The organism is Roseivivax sp. CAU 1761, assembly GCF_054482755.1.
The window spans coordinates 117,886-133,549 of the sequence record NZ_JBTLRM010000008.1 but is presented as its reverse complement, the minus strand read 5'-3'; the positions used below and the strand labels follow the sequence as shown (position 1 = coordinate 133,549).

16 protein-coding genes are annotated in these 15,664 nt (G+C 70.1%); 9 read left to right on the top strand and 7 right to left on the bottom strand.

Annotated features, from left to right (window positions below; translation table 11 throughout):
- Positions 1-140 precede the first annotated feature (140 nt).
- From ACXYMW_RS07640 to ACXYMW_RS07625, 4 genes are read left to right on the top strand one after another with little or no spacing between them, the layout of a single operon-like run.
- Positions 141-1,313, top strand: coding sequence for a CaiB/BaiF CoA transferase family protein (locus ACXYMW_RS07640; RefSeq protein ID WP_459034712.1), 1,173 nt, complete (start codon positions 141-143; stop codon positions 1,311-1,313).
- Positions 1,314-1,327: 14 nt separating this feature from the next.
- Entirely contained in the window at positions 1,328-2,113 is a 786-nt protein-coding gene (locus tag ACXYMW_RS07635; protein WP_459034711.1) for an enoyl-CoA hydratase, read from the top strand.
- Positions 2,113-2,583, top strand: a complete 471-nt coding sequence (locus ACXYMW_RS07630; RefSeq protein WP_459034710.1) for a PaaI family thioesterase — start codon at positions 2,113-2,115, stop codon at positions 2,581-2,583. The genes ACXYMW_RS07635 and ACXYMW_RS07630 overlap by 1 nt, the downstream gene beginning before the upstream one ends.
- Positions 2,580-3,848 carry an aminotransferase class V-fold PLP-dependent enzyme gene (locus ACXYMW_RS07625; protein ID WP_459034709.1) on the top strand — a complete coding sequence of 423 codons (1,269 nt, stop codon included), beginning with the start codon at positions 2,580-2,582 and terminating at the stop codon, positions 3,846-3,848. Before ACXYMW_RS07630 ends, ACXYMW_RS07625 begins: the two co-directional genes overlap by 4 nt.
- On the opposite strand, the gene ACXYMW_RS07620 is transcribed toward ACXYMW_RS07625, so the two are convergent.
- From ACXYMW_RS07620 to ACXYMW_RS07605, 4 genes are all read right to left on the bottom strand, one after another.
- Positions 3,845-4,861, bottom strand: coding sequence for an Ldh family oxidoreductase (locus tag ACXYMW_RS07620; RefSeq protein ID WP_459034708.1), 1,017 nt, complete (start codon positions 4,859-4,861; stop codon positions 3,845-3,847). The genes ACXYMW_RS07625 and ACXYMW_RS07620 overlap by 4 nt on opposite strands.
- 7 nt (positions 4,862-4,868) lie before the next feature.
- Positions 4,869-6,395 (bottom strand): tripartite tricarboxylate transporter permease, encoded by a 1,527-nt coding sequence (locus ACXYMW_RS07615; protein ID WP_459034707.1) that lies wholly within the window; start codon positions 6,393-6,395, stop codon positions 4,869-4,871.
- A gap of 46 nt (positions 6,396-6,441) precedes the next feature.
- On the bottom strand, positions 6,442-6,888 hold the full coding sequence (locus tag ACXYMW_RS07610; protein ID WP_459034706.1) for a tripartite tricarboxylate transporter TctB family protein: 447 nt from the start codon (positions 6,886-6,888) through the stop codon (positions 6,442-6,444).
- Positions 6,889-6,967: 79 nt separating this feature from the next.
- On the bottom strand, positions 6,968-7,957 hold the full coding sequence (locus ACXYMW_RS07605; protein WP_459034705.1) for a Bug family tripartite tricarboxylate transporter substrate binding protein: 990 nt from the start codon (positions 7,955-7,957) through the stop codon (positions 6,968-6,970).
- Between the two features lie 367 nt (positions 7,958-8,324).
- On the opposite strand from ACXYMW_RS07605, the gene ACXYMW_RS07600 reads away from it, so the two are divergent.
- The 5 genes from ACXYMW_RS07600 to ypfJ all read left to right on the top strand — a co-directional run bounded on the left by ACXYMW_RS07600 (position 8,325) and on the right by ypfJ (position 13,407).
- A complete protein-coding gene (locus tag ACXYMW_RS07600) occupies positions 8,325-9,068 on the top strand; it encodes an SDR family NAD(P)-dependent oxidoreductase (RefSeq protein WP_459034704.1) in 744 nt (247 codons plus the stop codon).
- Positions 9,069-9,105: 37 nt separating this feature from the next.
- Positions 9,106-10,185: an AbrB family transcriptional regulator gene (locus tag ACXYMW_RS07595; protein WP_459034703.1), complete on the top strand. Its 1,080-nt coding sequence runs from the start codon at positions 9,106-9,108 to the stop codon at positions 10,183-10,185.
- Positions 10,182-11,297: an enolase C-terminal domain-like protein gene (locus ACXYMW_RS07590; RefSeq protein ID WP_459034702.1), complete on the top strand. Its 1,116-nt coding sequence runs from the start codon at positions 10,182-10,184 to the stop codon at positions 11,295-11,297. The genes ACXYMW_RS07595 and ACXYMW_RS07590 overlap by 4 nt, the downstream gene beginning before the upstream one ends.
- On the top strand, positions 11,294-12,460 hold the full coding sequence (locus ACXYMW_RS07585; protein ID WP_459034701.1) for an NAD(P)/FAD-dependent oxidoreductase: 1,167 nt from the start codon (positions 11,294-11,296) through the stop codon (positions 12,458-12,460). Before ACXYMW_RS07590 ends, ACXYMW_RS07585 begins: the two co-directional genes overlap by 4 nt.
- Before the next feature lie 104 nt (positions 12,461-12,564).
- A complete protein-coding gene (gene ypfJ / locus ACXYMW_RS07580) occupies positions 12,565-13,407 on the top strand; it encodes a KPN_02809 family neutral zinc metallopeptidase (protein ID WP_459034700.1) in 843 nt (280 codons plus the stop codon).
- Positions 13,408-13,562: 155 nt separating this feature from the next.
- Here ypfJ and ACXYMW_RS07575 read toward each other — a convergent pair whose 3' ends face one another.
- From ACXYMW_RS07575 to ACXYMW_RS07565, 3 genes are all read right to left on the bottom strand, one after another.
- Complete coding sequence (locus tag ACXYMW_RS07575; protein ID WP_459034724.1) at positions 13,563-13,811, bottom strand: PepSY domain-containing protein; 249 nt, start codon at positions 13,809-13,811, stop codon at positions 13,563-13,565.
- Positions 13,812-14,101: 290 nt separating this feature from the next.
- Positions 14,102-14,539 (bottom strand): cupredoxin domain-containing protein, encoded by a 438-nt coding sequence (locus ACXYMW_RS07570; RefSeq protein ID WP_459034699.1) that lies wholly within the window; start codon positions 14,537-14,539, stop codon positions 14,102-14,104.
- Between the two features lie 31 nt (positions 14,540-14,570).
- Positions 14,571-15,536: a YVTN family beta-propeller repeat protein gene (locus ACXYMW_RS07565; RefSeq protein WP_459034698.1), complete on the bottom strand. Its 966-nt coding sequence runs from the start codon at positions 15,534-15,536 to the stop codon at positions 14,571-14,573.
- Between the last annotated feature and the right edge of the window lie 128 nt (positions 15,537-15,664).

Genomic DNA, 15,664 nt, shown 5'->3' with positions numbered 1-15,664 from the left:
GGGTCCATTTTTTGTCAACAATTAACATTCGTATTGCCAACCGCCAACTGTCAGCATATCGATACATGGCAGCTCACGTCCGGGGGAGGGTAAAAATGGCGCAAGGCGCACAGCACGAAGCGACCGACGGGGCAGGCGGGATGGCCAGCACCGCCTTGAACGGCCTCCGGGTGCTCGACCTCACCCGGGTCCGGTCCGGGCCCACCTGCGTGCGCCAGCTCGCCGATTGGGGCGCCGACGTGATCAAGGTGGAGACGCCGGACGACAAGGCGCAGCTCGGCGGGCCGCGTTCGGGGCCGGACTTCCAGAACCTGCACCGCAACAAGCGCAGCCTGACGCTCAACCTGAAGACCGAGGAGGGCGTCGCGGCGTTCCGCAAGCTGGCCGACACCGCCGACGTCATCGTCGAGAATTTCCGCCCCGACGTGAAAACCCGTCTCGGCATCGATTACGACACCCTGTCGCAGACCAATCCGCGGCTGGTCTATGCCTCGATCTCGGGCTTCGGCCAGGACGGCCCGCTGGCCAAGCGCCCGGGCTTCGACCAGATCGCCCAGGGCATGGGCGGTCTGATGTCGATCACCGGCAAGCCCGGCGAGGGCCCGATGCGCGTCGGCATCCCGATCGCCGATCTCTGCGCAGGGCTCTTCGCCGCGCAGGCGATCCTGATCGCGCTGCTCGAGCGGCAGCAGTCCGGCCGCGGCCAATGGGTGCAGACCTCGCTTTTGCAGGCGCAGGTCTTCATGCTCGACTTCCAGGCGGCGCGCTTCCTGATGGACGGCGACGTGCCGAAGCAGGCCGGCAACAACCACCCGACCTCGATCCCCACCGGCGTGTTCCAGACCAGCGACGGCTACATGAATCTCGCTGTCGCCGGGCAGGAGATCTGGAAGCGCTTCGCGACCGCGGTCGAGCGTCCGGAATGGATCGAGGATGCGCGCTTTGCCACCGCCCCGGACCGTTCGGACAACCGCGACGCGCTGAACGCGGAGATCGAGAAGATCACCGTGACGCGCAGCACCGCGGAATGGATCGAGACGATGAACGACGCCGGCGTGCCCGCGGGCGAGATCAACGATATCGGCCAGGTCTTCGAGAACCCGCAGGTGCATCACCTCGGGCTGGCGCAGCCGGTCACCAGCCAGGAGCGCGGCGAGACCCGCCTCGTCGGCCAGCCGATCCTGATGAGCCGCACCCCCAGCCGCATCGCATCCCCGCCGCCCCTTGCCGGCCAGCACTCCGAGCAGATCCTGCGCGAGATCGGCTACTCGGACGACACCATCGCCGCGTTGAAGGCCCGGGGCATCACCTGAACCAGAGGACGACCATGACCGACAAGATCATCACCGAGCAGTCCGGCGACATCGCGCGGATCATCTTCAACCAGCCGGAGAAGCGCAACGCCGTCTCGCTGGAGATGTGGCAGGCGGTCGAGGCTGCCGTGACCCGCTTCGAATCCGACCCGTCGGTGCGCATCCTCATCCTGTCGGGCGCGGGCGGGAAGGCCTTCGTCTCGGGCGCCGACATCTCCAAGTTCGAGAGCGAGCGCGCCAGCGAGGAGGCGGTGGCCAATTACAACGCCACCACCAAGCGCGTCTACGACATGATCGAGGCCTTCCCGAAGCCCACCATCGCGCAGATCGACGGCTTCTGCGTCGGCGGCGGCGTGGCGCTGTCGCTGTGCTGCGACCTGCGGATCTGCGGCGCCGGCTCGCAATTCGCGATTCCGGCGGCCAAGCTCGGCCTCGGCTACGGCTTCCCGGGCATCAACCGTCTGGTCAACGTCGTGGGCCCGTCCTTCGCCAAGGAGATCTTCTTCACCGCCCGCCGCTTCGACGCCGAGGAGGCGCGCATCATGGGGCTGGTGAACCGCGTGGTGCCGGACGACAAGGTCGGCGAGACCGCCGAGGAGACCGCCAAGATGATCGCCGCCAACGCGCCGATGACGGTCAATTCGGTCAAGTTCATCGTCGGCCAGACGGTGAAGGACGAAAGCGCCCGCGACCTCGCCGAATGCGACCGCCGGGTCAAGGAATGCTTCGACAGCAAGGATTACATCGAGGGCCGCCGCGCCTTCCTCGAGAAGCGCAAGCCGCAATTCGTGGGCGCGTGATGCCGGACGGGACCCCGAAACGGATCGACGAGGCGGAGGCCCGGGCGCATTTCGACCGGGCCATCGACAGCCACGCCCAGGCCTTCGAATCGTTCTTCTTCGCGCGCTTTCTCGGCCTCTCCTTCGAGTATCTGCCGGCGGAGGCCCCGGATGCCGAGAAGGAGGTCTGCCGGCTGACCTTCCCGGTCACCGACATGCTGCGCAACCCGCAGGGCACGCTGCATGGCGGCGCCATGGCCTCGGCCATGGACATCTCGATGGGGCATCTGATCAACAAGATCGCCGGTCCCGGCGCCACCATCGAGATGAAGGTGCAGTTCATGCGCCCGGTGCTCGACGGGCCGGTGACCTGCGAAGGCCGCTTCACCAAGAAGGGGCGGTCGATGTCGTTCATGGAAAGCCGGCTCATGGGGCCGGATGGAAAACTCGCAGCGCAGGCCACAGCAACATGGAAGATGCCCTCCAAATGACCGCCACCGCGCCCCGGATCGGGCCCGAGCTGCTGACCGAGATCCGCAGCCGCTTCGCGCATGTCGACACCTGCCCCTTCGAGGGCGAGCGGATCTTCTTCGAGAATGCCGGCGGCGCGCTGACGCTGAACACGGTGGTGGAGACCTCCGCCAAGTTCGCGGCGATCCCCGACAACCAGGGCCGCGACAATCCCGCCGCGCACGCGCTCGTCGCGCTGATCGACAAGGCCAAGGCCGACATGGCGGTGTTCTTCAACGCCCCCGAGGGCCGGTTCTTCGTCGGCGAGAGCGGCACCGAGCTGCTGTTCCGGCTGATCCGCACCGCCGTCGTCGGCACGCCGGAGGGCCGGGTGCTGGGCAGCACGCTGGAGCATCCCGCCACCCGCAGCGCCGCGAAGCACTGGGCCGAAGTCATGGGCAAGGCCCATGTGCTGGTGACCCACGACGACGCCACCGGCTGCGTCGGGCCCGAGGCCTATCTGCCCGAGATCACCCCGGACACCCGCGTCGCCACCATCCTGCACACCTCGCCGGTGACCGGCATGGGCGTCGACGTGGCCGCCATCGCCGCCGAGATCCGCAAGGTGGCGCCCGAGTGCATCATCATCGTCGACGGCATCCAGCACGCCGCGCATGGCCGGCTCGACATCGCCAGCTACGACATCGACGGCTACGTGGTATCGCCCTACAAGGTGTTCTCGCGCCACGGCTACGGCGTGGCCTGGGTGTCGGACCGGCTGCACGCGCTGAAGCACGAGCACCTGATCGGCGCCCCCGGCAATCCGTGGGAGTTCGGCACCCGCGACACCGGGGCCTACGTCACCTTCTCGGACGTGGTCGACTATTTCGACTGGCTGGGCGGGCAGGTCTCGGACAGTGCCGACCGCCGCGCCCGCATCGTCGCCGCCGGCGAGGCGATCCACGCCCACGAACAGGCGCTGACCGACGCCATGCTGCACGGCGCGGGCAACCAGACCGGCCTGGCCGATCTGCCCGGCGTGACGATCATCGGCGGGGTGGAGAACCCGCGGCGCGAGGGGCTGGTCTCCATCGCCGTGGACGGCCTGCCCTCGGCCGAGGTGGTGACCGAACTGCGCAAGCGCGGGGTGCGGACCCATACCCGCAAGGCCGACCATTACTCGGGCAACATCCTCGACCCGCTCGGCATGGAGTCCGCGGTGCGGGTGTCGATGTGCCACTACAACAGCGAGGCCGAGGTGGCGCAGTTCCTGCGCGCCCTGCGCGAGATCATCGAGGCCGCCTAGGCGCCGGCCATGTCGCGGAGCCGGGCGAGCATGTCCGGCTCCACCTCGACGCCGTGTTCGCGGGCCTCCGCGAGCGCCGCCAGCGCCCGGGCGCCCGGCAGCCGCGGATGCTCGCCCGGGCGGGCGCTGTCCGCCAGCATGCCCCGCGCATCCGCCAGCCGCCCGGCCAGCGCCGCGGGCGGCATCAGCCTTGCCGCATCGATCACCACGAACAGGTGCCCGACATCGGCCACCGCTTTCGTGTCGAGATTGGCGTTCGGCACCTCCGACAGCATCGCCGCGCCCGAGAGCCCGCCCGCCAGCAGGTCGAGACAGAGCGCGAGATTGGCGCCCTTGGTCCCGCCGATGGCCTGCATCAGCCCCTGCATCGCCGCCGCGGCGTCGGTCGTCGGCCGGCCGTCGGCATCGGTCGCCCACGTGTCGGGGATCGCTGCGCCGCGCGCCGCCGCCTCGCGGACCTTGGAGCGCGCCACCACCGACAGCGCCATGTCGAGGATCACGTGGCCGCCATTGGCATCCGGCAGCCCGATGCCCAGGGGCGAGTTGCCGATCACCGCGTGGCGCCCGCCCGGGGGCGCGATCATCGGCGAGGAGTTGGTGGCGACGATGGCGGCGCAGCCGGCCTCGGCCGCGCAAAGCAGATGCGGGGCGAGGGCGCCCAGATGAGTGGAGCCCCGGCAGAACGCCGCGCCCATGCCGACCTCCTGCGCGGCCTCGAGCGCGGCGCGCATCGCCCGCAGCGCCACCGCGGCGCCCAGCCCGTTCCGGCCGTCGACCTGGCGCAGCGCCGGGGCAGGGGCGGTGATGACGGGGGTTGCCTGCGGATCGACGCCGCCGTCGCGCAGCCGCGCCGCGTAGGGCGCGACCTTGGCGAGCCCGTGCGTGCGGATGCCCATCATCTCGGTGGTGACCAGCACCCCGGCGGCGTCCCGCGCCATGTCGGAACGCGCGCCGGCGCGCTGAAAGACCGTGTCGAGCAGGTCGGTCAGCGCGCCGTCCGAAAGCACCGGCATGGCGGCCTCAGGTGCCGGACTTCTCCGCCGCGCCGGCGGAGGATTTGCCGAGCCGGTTGAGCAGCGGCAGCAGCAGCACCAGCGCGATGGTCACGCCGATAATCGACAAGGACGGCGTGCGCTCGATGAAGATCATGAACGACCCGCGCGAGATCGTCAGCGTCTGCCGGAGCGCCTCTTCCGCCAATGGCCCGAGCACCAGCGCCAGCACCAGCGCCGCGGGCGAGAAGCCGTAGAGCCGCATGAAGAAGCCGACGATGCCCGCGGCGAACATCAGGTAGGTCTCGACGAAGCTCGCATGCACGCTGAACGTGCCGAGCGCGCAGACCACCACGACGCAGGGGCCGAGCACCCGGTAGGGCACCTTGATCATCAGCACGAAGAGCGGGATCGCGAAGATCGAGATCGCCAGGAGCGCCATGTTGCCGAGATACATCGAGGCGATCAGGCCCCAGGCAAATTCCGGGTTCTGCTCCATGAAGAGCGGCCCCGGCCGCATGCCCCAGAGCAGGAAGGCCGCGAGCAGCACCGCGGTCGAGGCCGAGCCCGGGATGCCGAGCGTCAGGAGCGGGATCATCGCGCCGGACGACGCGGCGTTGTTCGCGGTCTCGGGCGCCACGAGGCCCGCCATCTCGCCCTTGCCGAAGTTTTCGGGATTCTTCGACAGCGAGCGTTCGGTCGAATAGGCCATCAGCGACGCGATGGTGGCGCCGGCGCCGGGGATCACCCCCACGACGAAGCCGAGGATCGAGCCGCGCACCATCGTCATGCGGGTCGAGATCCAGTCCTGGGCACTGGGCCAGAAGCGCTCCTCGGTGTCGTATTGCACGATGGAGCCGGTGCCGGTTTTGTGCAGTCCGTTGTAGAAGGCATAGAACAGCTCGCCCAGGCCGAAGAGGCCGATGGCGATCGGGATGAAGTAGATCCCGCCGATCAGCTCGGCCGAGCCGAAGGTGTAGCGGCCGCGCCCGGTCTCGAGATCGACGCCCACGGTGCCGAGCGCGAAGCCGATCAGCGCCGAGATCACCCCGAGCTTCCAGTTCGTGCCGATCATCACCAAAAGCGTCAGCATCCCCATCATCGCCAGCAGGAAGTATTCCGGCGGGCCGAAGCTGCGCGACACCTGCGCGAACATCGGCGCGAGGATGGTGATCAGGATGACGCCGACGGTGCCGCCGACGAAGGACGCCGCCGCCTGCATCACCAGCGCCGGCCCGGCGCGGCCGTTCTTGGCCAGCGGGAAGCCGTCGAATGTGGAGGCGACGGTGGCGCTTTCCCCGGGCGTGTTGAGCAGGATCGAGGTGATCGTGCCGCCGTACATGGCGCCGTAATAGATGGCCGCCAGCATCATGATGGCGCCGATCGGGTCCATGCCGAAGGTCACCGGCAGCAGGATGGCGAGCCCGGCCGAGGGCCCGAAGCCGGGGATGACGCCGACGATCATGCCGACCATTGCACCGATCAGGAGGTAGACGAGGTTGATCGGCGTCACGGCGACCGAAAGCCCCATCAGCAGATCGGAAAAGATGTCCATGTAGGTCTCCGGGGGTCACATGCCGGCGGCGGGCCGGCGGAAATCGTCAAATCGGCAGGTCGAGCAGCGCCGGCGGCATGCTGGCGTTCAGCACGCGGTCGAACAGCAGATAGACGCCGGCCGGGACCAGCACCGCGATCAGCGCGTTCCTGAGATGCCGGCCGCGGTTGAAGTAGGTCAGGGCGAAGCCCAGAAAGATCACCGTGGCCGGAAAGCCGCCGAGCAGGCGCAGCAGCACGCCGTAGCCGAGCGCGAGCGCCACGAGGGCTGCGACGTCGAGCCATTGCTGGCGTTCCGCGGTGTCCTGGTGCCGGTTCCGCAGCTCGTCCAGCAGCGCCCAGGCGGTGATCACGACTGCCGTGACGCCGATCAGCCGCGGGAAGAATCCTGCGGCGAGGCGCCCGGTGCGGGTCAGGAACGGCAGCTCGATGAAGGCGACGTAGCTGTAGAAGAGAGCCCCGGCCAGGATGGCGACAAGGAAGGCGATGCGCATGTAAGGGTTGTCCTGTTGCCCCTGCGACCGGCCGCGATGCGTCGCGCATCGCGGCCGGTCAGGTCCATGTTTCGAACGCTTACTCGATGGCGCCGACGTTGCGCAGCACGGTTTCGAACCCGTTCTTGGTGTTGCTGAGGAACGTGCCGAACTCGTCGCCGTACTTCACCGTCGGGGTGAGCGTGTTGCTTTCGATGTACTCGGCCCATTCCGGGGTCTCGACGACCTGCTTCATGGTCTCGATCCACCAGTCCTGCGCCTCCTGCGGGGCGTTCGGCGGCAGGATCAGGCCGCGCGGCATCGACACGCCGATGTCGTAGCCGATCTCGCCCATGGTCGGCACGTCGCCGAGCGCCGCGGGCGTGCTCTGGCCGGAGAATACCAGCGGCCGCAGGTCGCCCGAATCGATCAGGCCGAGGATCTCGCCGGGGTTGCCGACCATGGCATCGAGCGCGTTCGACAGGAGCGCCGTGGTCTGCTCGGACATCGAGTTGAACGACACGTAGTCGAACTCGAAACCGGCCTTTTCGGCGAACAGCGTCGGCACGATGAAGTCGACGTTGACCGACCCGGTGCCGCCGATGTTGACCGGGTTCTCCTTGGCGTGGGCGATGAACTGGTCGATGTTCTGGATCTCGGAATCGCCGTTCACCACCAGCACCAGGTCGTCGGTCGCGAGCAGCGCCACCGGCGTGAAGTCCTCGGGCTGCCAGGGCGTGTCGGCCTGCAGCGGCGTGGTCACGAAGCTGCCCGAGGTGGTGGAGATGCCGTAGCCGCTGCCGTCCTGGGCGTAGAGATGGCCCCAGCCGACGGCGCCGGACCCGCCGGCGCGGTTCTCGGCCGAGATCTCGCCCGGGTAGAGGTCGTACTTGTTGAGGATGTCGATGATGCTGCGGGCCATGATGTCGTTGCCGCCGCCGGGCCCGAAGGCGATGGTCCAGTCGAGCGTCTCGTCCGTGGACGGGTAGTCCTGGGCGAACGCCGGCGTGGCGATGGCCAGCGGCGCGGCCACGGCGGCGGCCAGCGCTGCCGCGCCCACGCCCTTGATCTGAGTGATGGTGTCTTTCATGTCCGACCTCCCTAGTTTCGGCTGAAAATGTCCGGCCCGATGTCTCCTCCACACCGCGCCGTCCGTACGTGCCTGCCTGACTCCCGCGTGCCGCTTCCCGCCGTGTACCGGCGGCGTTGCGCTTTTGCTCTCCCGGCGTAAGCTGGGGATCCGCGCCGCGGCCGCGCTGCCGGCGACCTGCCTTTTCCTCTCCGCCCAAAACACGTCGCGGATTGCCGATTGTCAACAATATTTTGTTGAATGATGATTGCTGCGGCGGTAACCGGAGGGGGCGGGGACACCCGGACACGCCGTCCGGCCACCGCCCCGACACGCCGCCCGCGCGCGGCGGCACAGTGCAAAAACAGGGGCTTGGAGGAGAGGTCGCGTGTCTAATCAGGGAATGCTGTCGGGGCGTACCGCGTTCGTCTCGGGGTCGGGACAGAATATCGGCCGCGCCATCGCGGTCCGGCTCGCCGAGGCCGGCGCCAATGTCGTGGTCAACGGCTCGAGCGACCGGGAGGCCTGCGAGAAGACCGCCGAGCTCGTCCGGGGCGCCGGCGCCGAGGCGCTGGTGGCGATGGGCGACATGGGCCGCGCCGCCGATGTCGAGCAGGTCTCGGGCGCCGCGCTGGAGCGGTTCGGCCGCATCGACATCCTGATCAACAACGCCGCGCGCCGGCCGCACAAGCCGTTCCTCGAGCTCACCGACGCCGATTGGGACGGCGTGCTGGACGTGGCGCTCACCGGGGCGTTCCGCACCGCCAGGGCGTTCCTGCCGGGCATGGTCGATGGCGGCTGGGGCCGGATCGTGAACTTCTCCGGGATGAAGGCCATGCGCGGCTATTTCGAGGGCGCGCCGATCTCCGCGGCCAAGCACGGGGTCTGGGGCCTGACCAAGGCGCTGTCGCGCGAATTCGCCGGCAAGGGCATCACCGCCAACGTCATCTCGCCCGGCCAGATCCGCAGGGACAGCGCCACCGAGGACGATCCCAAGCGCACCGCCTCGATCCCCGCCGGCGTCATGGGACGCTCGGGCGACATCGCGGCCATGGTGGCCTTCCTCGCCTCGCCCGAGGCAAGCTTCGTGACCGGGCAGATGATCGGGGTGAACGGCGGGGAGGAGACCTGAGGCCGGTGCGGCAGGGGCCGGCCCGGTGCGGCCTGCGATGAGCGGCCTTCCGGACAGCCTGCAGAAGGGCGCGACGGTGCTGCTGGGCCTGCTCGGCGCGACCCTGTTCTGGGCCGTCGGGATGCCGCTGCCGTTCCTGTTCGGGCCGCTCGCGCTCTGCCTCGTGGCGGCGCTGGCGCGGCTGCCGATCTCCAGCCCGAAATTCCTCGGCAAGGTCATGCGCACCGTGCTCGGCGTGGCGATCGGTGCCTCGATCACCCCCGAGGTGGTCGACCGGCTGCCGCAGATGGCCGCCTCGCTGGTGCTGGTGCCGGTCTCGGTGATCGTCACCGCGATGATCGGCGTGCCGTTCTTCCGCCGCGTCTTCGGCTTCGACACGGTCACCGCCTGGTACGCCTCGATGCCGGGCGGCCTGCAGGAGATGGTGACCTTCGGGGAGGAGGCCGGCGCCAATGTCCGGGCGCTGACCCTGATCCACGCCACCCGGCTCCTGCTCATCGTGCTGATCGCACCGGTGGTGCTGACGCAGCTCTTCGGCGCCGATCTCGACCGGCCGATCGGCGCGCCGGCCGCCAGCCTGCCGCTGCACGAGCTGGCGATCATGGCGGTCGCGGCGATCGCCGGCTGGCAGATCGCCGAGCGGGTCGGCATGTTCGGCGCCTCGATCCTCGGGCCGATGCTGCTGGCCGCGCTGCTGTCGCTGGGCGGCATCCTGCATCATCGCCCGCCCGCCGAGGCGATCCTCGCCGCGCAGCTCTTCATCGGCATCGCGCTCGGCGCCGGCTATGTCGGGGTCACCATGGCCGAGATCCGCCGCGTGGTCGTCGCCGGGGTGATCTTCGTCTTCATCGTCGCGGCGGTCGCCACGGTGTTCGCGGAGACGGTGATCCTGCTCGGGCTGGCGCCGCCGCAGGACGGCTTCCTGGCCTTCGCCCCGGCCGGCCAGGCCGAGATGGCGGTGATTGCCATCGTCGTCGGCGCCGATCTCGGCTACGTGGTGATCCACCACCTGGCCCGGGTCTTCCTGGTGATCACCGGCGCGCCGCTTGCCTCGCGCTTGCTCGGCATCGGCCAGCGCAAGCCGGCCCGGGTGGCGGTGCGGCGGAAGAAAAAATGACCCCGCCGCTCGCCCTCCGCGCCACCGTGCACCGGCCGGGTGCGATGCCGGGCGATCCGGCGCCCTATGCCGGCCCCGACAGCTTCACCTTCGTGCGCGTGGTGGTCGAGGACGCGGCCGGCCAGCGCGGCGAGGGCTTCACCGGCCGCTTCCTCGCGGCGGAGGTGGCGCAGTTCCTCAACCACGGCGTCGCCGCGGCGCTGGCCGCCGGCGCGCCGGCCGATGCCGCCGCCCTGATGCGGCGCTTCAACCCGCGCGGCATGACCGGCGTCGTGGTCTCGGCGCTCTCGGCGCTCGAGATCGCGCTGGTCGATCTTGAGGCGCGGCGGCAGGGCATCAGCGTCGCGCGGCTTCTCGGCGAGGCGCGGGCGGCGGCGCCGGTGCATGTCACCTGCGGCTTTCCGGCGCTCGACACCGAGGCGCTGGTCGCGGCCTGCGGGCGCGAGGTCGCGGCCGGCGCGCGCGGCGTGAAGGTGCTGGTCGCCGCGAAGGGCCGCTCGGTGGCCGAGGACGTGGCACGGCTGCGCGCGGTCCGCGGCGCCATCGGCGATGCCGAGCTGATCGCCGATGCCAATTGCGGCATGGACGAGGCCACCGCCCGGGACTTTGCGCGGGCCGCGGCGGGGCTCGATCTGGCCTGGCTGGAGGAGCCGGTGCGCGGCAACGACCGCGGCGCGCTGGCGCGGCTCGCCGCTCTGCAGGCCGTGCCGATCGGCGCCGGCCAAATGGAACAGGACGCCGACCGCTTCGCCCTGCTGGCCGAGGCCGGGATTGCGGTGCTGCAGCCCAACGCGGTCTTTGCCGGCGGCTTCCGGGCGGCGATGGCTGCGGCCGAGGCGGGCCGCGCCGCGGGCTGCGCGATCAGCCCCGCCGGCGGCTGGGACCTGGTGAACCTGCACTGGATGTGCGGCGCCGCGGGCACCGGCGCGGTGGAGCTGCACCGCGCCCAGGAGCGCATCGCCCGGCTGCTGCTCGGCGGACCGCCGGATCTCTCCGGCGGGGTCCTGCGCATCCCCGACCGGCCGGGGCTCGGACTGGACCCGGACGAGGATGCGCTGGCGGCCTGCCGGGTCGCGCTGCCGGGCGACGGAGACTGGAGGGCACGACCATGAGCGCGTTTGATTTCGACACTGTGGTGATCGGCGCCGGCGTCGTCGGCATGTCGGTGGCCGCCGCGGTGGCGGCGCGCGGGCAATCGGTGCTGGCGCTCGAGGCGGGCATCCGCCCCGGCGAGGAAACCTCGGCGCGCAACAGCGAGGTGATCCATGCCGGGCTGTACTACCCGACCGGCAGCCTGAAGCACCGCTTCTGCGTCGCCGGGCGGCGCATGCTCTACGATTTCATGGACCGCACCGGCGTCGATTACAGCAAATGCGGCAAGCTCATCGTCGCCACCTCCGACGCCGAGGAGGCGCAGCTCGCCACCATCCACGCCCTCGGCACCGCCAACGGCGTCGAGGGGCTCGAGATGATCTCGGGCCCCGAACTGGCGCGGCGGGAACCGGCGCTGACGGCGCAGGCGGCGCTCCTCTCGCGCGAGACCGGGGTGTTCGACAGCCACGGCTTCCTGCAGCGCCAGCTGGCGGTGCTCGAGGCGCATGGCGGGCTACTGGCGCTGCGCGCGCCGTTCGCCGGCGCCGAGCCGCAGGGTGCCGGATTCCGGATCCGCACCGGCGGGGACGACCCGGCCATGCTGACCACGCGGCGGCTGGTGAACGCCGCGGGCCTCTGGGCGCCGGAACTCGCGCGCCGCATCGCGGGCATGCCGTCGGCGGCCGTGCCCCGGCAATGGCTGGCCAAGGGCTGCTATTTCCGCCTGTCCGGGCGCGCGCCGTTCTCGCATCTCATCTACCCGGTGCCGGTCGATGGCGGGCTGGGCGTGCACGCGACGCTCGACCTCGGGGGGGCGACGCGGTTCGGCCCCGATGTCGAATGGCTCGCCCCCGGAACCCTGCCCGGCGAGGTCGATTACGGCGTCGACCCGATGCGCGGCGCGACGTTCGAGGCTGCCATCCGGCGCTACTGGCCGGGCCTGCCGGAGGGCCGGCTGGAGCCCGATTACAGCGGCATCCGCCCGAAGCTGCGCGGCCCCGGCGAGGGGTTCTTCGACTTCGACCTGCAGACCTCCGCGACGCATGGCCTGCCCGGTCTGGTGAACCTGTTCGGGATCGAGAGCCCGGGCCTCACCTCGTCCTTGGCGCTTGGCGATGCGGTGGCGGCGGCGCTGGCCGGGGAGGACCCGCTGCCGGCGGCGCAGGGCACGGCGGCGCGCTGACGCTCCGTTCCGGAGCGGGAAGGCCCGCTCTGCCATGCGCCGCCGCCGCTGGCGGGCCGCCGCGGCCGTCCTATCTGCGCACAAGACGCAAGAGGGAGACGGCCATGCGGCTTCGCGGGATCAGGCCGAGCAGCAACCTGCGGCGCCGCAGCGGCGGACGGCGCGGCGCTGCGGTCGGCGGGCTGGGCATCGGCGGCGTGCTGATCGTGCTGGCCATCGGCTACTTCACCGGCATCGACGTGACGCCGATCTTGACCGGGCAGGGCGCCGGGCCGGCCTACGAGGAGAGCGGCCCGCTGCCGCCGGAAGAGGCCGCGCAGGTGGATTTCGCCGCCCGCGTGCTGACCACGACCGAGGAGACCTGGACGCGCATCTTCGCCGACCAGCTGGGCCGCGATTACGAGCCGCCGATCCTCAACGTGTTCTCGGGCATCACGCAGAGCCCCTGCGGCGGCGCCTCCGGGGCGACGGGACCGTTCTACTGCCCGGCGGACCGGGCCGCCTATCTCGACACCGCCTTCTTCGCGCAGATGGACCGGCAACTGGGTGCGGGGGGCGATTTCGCCGCCGCCTACGTGATCGCCCACGAGGTGGCGCATCACGTGCAGAACCTGCTGGGCATCCTGCCGGAGGTGCAGCAGGCCCGCGCCGGGGCCAGCGAGCGGCAGGCCAATGCCCTGACCGTGCGCCTGGAATTGCAGGCCGATTGCCTCTCGGGCGTCTGGGCGCGCAGCGTGAACGAACTGCTGGAACCCGGTGACATCGACGAGGCGCTGACCGCGGCGCGGCGGATCGGCGACGATTACCTGCAAAGCCGGGCCGGGCGGGTGCCGCAGCCGCACACCTTTACCCACGGCACGTCGGAACAGCGCAGCAGCTGGTTCGCCCGCGGCTACGAGAGCGGCACCCTCGACGCCTGCGACACCTTCGGCGCGGAGGATCTGTAACCCGGGACCGGGCCCATGGGACGAGCGGGGCGCGGCGGCGCCACGGGCGCGCGATCCGCGCCGGAGGGCCGGGAACACATGCGCCCCGCGCGACGACCGCGCGGGGCGTGGGGGCAGGGGCCGGCCCGCCAGCGCCGGTCCGGCCGATGGCGCGCTTATTCGGCGCGGCGCGCGGTTTCGTTGAGGTCCGCGTCGAGCATGATGTCGAACTGCCCGCCCTCGGCGCAGATCACGTCGTCGAGGTCGTAGCCGCCATCCTCGGCCGCGATGTCGTCGGGATCCATCTCGCACTGCATCTCGGTCAGCATGGCCATGATGCGGTCCACGGTCTCCTGCGGGATCGCCGCCTCCTCGGACCCTTCGGCGGCCGCGCCGCCGCCCTCGCCGGGCCCGTCATAGGTCATCGAGATGATGGTGTATTCGCCGTCCAGCTTGATGTCGTACTGGCCGATCTCGCAGGTCGCGTCGTCGATCTCGAACAGGTTGTCGGTTTCCTTCTCGACGGTCTCGGCGGAGCAGCCGATCCGTCCGATCGACGCCATCACCGCCTCCTGCTCCTCGGCGGAGGCCTCGCCGTCCATCGAGTCCTGGGCCAGGACCGGCCATGCCAGCCCGGTGCAGAGCGCGGCGGTCAATGTCAGTCGTATCATCGGTCGTCCTTTCCTGGGGCGGTCCCGGCTGCCGGTGCCGCGGTTCAGCGAATGGTGATGTCGACGCGCTGCGCCTCGCCCGAGGAGCCCGGGATGCGCAGGTAATACTGGCCGGGCTTGATGGCGATGAACTCGATCTCCATGGTCCCGGCCTGATCGAATTCCACCGACTCGAGCCCGAAGGGACGGACCTCGAGGCCGTTGATCACGACCTCGTTGACCCAGATGTTGCGGAAGAATCCCTGGCCCTCGAGGGCCAGCTCGGCGGAGCCGTCGGCCTCGATCTCGAGCTCGTAGATCTTGCCGGATTCGAGCGTGATCGGCCCATCAGTGATCGGCTTGCCGGCGCCCAGCATGAAAGTCGGCAGATCCTCGCCCTGGTTGGTGTTCGACAGGATGCCGGCAAAGCCGAAATCATGCGCCAGGGCCGGTGCGCCCAGCCCGATGCAGATCGCCGCGGCGAGGTGCGTTCCGAATTTCATCATCGTCTCCCGTGTCTTTCCCTGAATTTGCTCAGTCGGGCGCCACCACCACGCCCCAGGGCTGCTGGCCCACCTGGACCGAACGGATGGCCTCCTCGGCCGCCACGTCGATCACCGTGATGTCGTTGGAATTGCCGTTGGTGGTGATCAGGTATTTCTGGTCCGGCGTGAAGGCGAGCTGCCAGACCCGCTGGCCGACGGTGATGTAGTCGAGCACCTCGAGGCTTTCGCCGTCGATCACCGCCACCCGGTTGGCGGGGCCGAGCGCCACGAAGACGCGGCTGCCGTCCTCGGTCACCTTCACGCCCACCGGCTGCAGCCATTCCGGCTGCACGCCCGGCACCTCGAAGCCGATCTTCTTGACCAGGTCCGGCGTGCCGTCCGCGGCGATGTCCATGACGCTGACCGTGCCGCCGATCTCGGAGGACACGTAGAGCCGGGTGCCGTCGGCGGTGTACTGGGCGTAGCGCGGGCGCTGGTCGACCAGCACGTTGTGCTCGATCTCGTAGGTCTCGGTGTTGATGAAATGCGCCATGTTGGTGGTCTCGGAAGTGTTGACCACGAACTTCGCGTCGGCGCTGATCCCCATGCCCTCGGGCTCCACCCCCACCGGCACCTCGGCCAGCACCTGCCGGGTCTTCGTGTCGACCACGGTGACGAGGTTGTCGTCCTCGTTGGCGATGTAGAGCGGGTTGCCGGAGGGATGGATGACGAACAGCTCCGGATCCGGTCCCGACGGCAGGGTGTGCAGCTCCTCGTAGGTCTCGGGGTCGAAGACCCGCACCAGATCGTCGTCGGAGGCGCAGACATAGAGTTCCGATCCGTCCGGCGCGATGGTGATGCCGCGCGGCCGGTTGCCGGCGGCGAATTCCTCCAGCACCTCCCAGGTCTCGCTGTCGAGAACGGTCACGGTGTTGCCGCGCTCGTTCGAGACGAAGACCTTGTTGGCGTATGCGGGGGATGCGGCGAGAACCGCGATCAGCGCGAGCCGCTTCATGCCGAACCTCCGGGAATGCAGGCTGCGGGCACAGCCGCGACCGCCCCTGCGGCGGTGCGCGGAAGGCCGGGGAGAAGAGACGCCTGGCGCGGTCCGACCGGCACGCCGCGGGAGAGATGCCGCGGCGC